A 1,263-nucleotide genomic window follows, 5' to 3' on the forward strand; every position below is an offset into this window, starting at 1 on the left:
TAGCGTGCTGGCCGTGTCGTCGCATCGCGCGCACGGCGGCGCGTTCGCGATCGCGCTGCTGCGCGGCATGGTGCTCGGGCGCTTCTCGTTCGTCGCGTTCTGCCTCGTGCTGGCGTTCGCATTGCGCCACGCGAGCGCGGATACGGCGTGGCTCGGGTTCGCGGCGGCGTCGGCAACGGCGATGGCCGTGCAGTGGGCGACGCGGCGGATGGCGCGGGCGCAAGGCTCGGCCGCGAAGGCCACGGAGATCGCCGCCGCGCCCGACGCGGGCTGAACCGCGCATTGCAGCGCGCGGCACAAGCATCGCGCGGGCGCGCGCATAAGCAAACCGCAAATCGATGGTTTCAAGCGGGCGGCGAAGCCGATTAGATTGCAGCGAACCCGGCCGGCGCGACGCTGGCCCGTCAGACACCCGCGCAACCTGCCCAACCGGCTTCCGATCCATGTCCCAAGACCGCACCACCGCGCTGCCGCCCGATCTCGTCACGGGCGCGGCCTGGGGCGAACCGCCCCGCGACACCTATCCCGGCCTGGTCGCGCCGTTCCGTCCGCTGTTCGCGCGAATCCGCGCGCAGGCCGTCGAGCGCGAGATCGCGCGCGAGCTGCCGTTCGACGCGATCGACTGGCTGCGCGACGCCGGTTTCACGGCCGTGCGCGTGCCGCGCGATTACGGCGGCCTCGGCCTCGATCTGCCCGCATTCTTCGAACTGCTGATCGAATTGTCCGAGGCCGATTCGAACCTGACGCAGGCGCTGCGCGCGCATTTCGGCTTCGTCGAGCACGCGCTCGGCAGCCCCGCCGCGCGGCGCGACACCTGGCTCGCGCGGCTCGCGAAGGGCGACATCGTGGGCGGCGCGTGGTCCGAAACCGGCGATGCGAAGCAGGCGCAATTCGGCACGCGCCTGACGCGCGGCGCCGACGGCTGGCGCCTGAACGGCGCCAAGTTCTACACCACCGGCTCGCTGTACGCCGACTGGATCCACGTGGGCGCGACCGATGCCGAGGACGCCTATGTCAGCGTCACGATCGAGCGCCGCGCGCCCGGCGTGGAGGTGATCGACGATTGGGACGGCATGGGCCAGCGGCTCACCGCGAGCGGCACGAGCCACTTCCACGACGTGCCGGTGGACGAGCGCGAGATCGTCGCGAGCGCACCGTTCGACTATTCCGAAGCGTTCTATCAGCTCGTGCATCTGGCGACGCTGGCCGGCATCGCGCGCGCGGCCGTCAACGACGCCGCCGCCCAGGTGGCCGCGCGCCGCC

Annotated in this window: 1 protein-coding gene and 1 pseudogene; both read left to right on the forward strand. The window is 71.9% G+C overall.

The window, feature by feature from the left end:
• A pseudogene (locus tag G3N92_RS34090) lies at window positions 1-274 on the forward strand (hypothetical protein); the annotation flags it as partial.
• Window positions 275-443: 169 nt separating this feature from the next.
• Window positions 444-1,263, forward strand: an 820-nt coding sequence (locus G3N92_RS34095) for an acyl-CoA dehydrogenase family protein (protein ID WP_206131877.1), incomplete at its 3' end; no start/stop codon positions are given.

The sequence above is a fragment of the Burkholderia sp. Ac-20379 genome (genome assembly GCF_017104645.1).
In the GTDB taxonomy this organism is placed as follows: Bacteria; Pseudomonadota; Gammaproteobacteria; order Burkholderiales; family Burkholderiaceae; genus Burkholderia.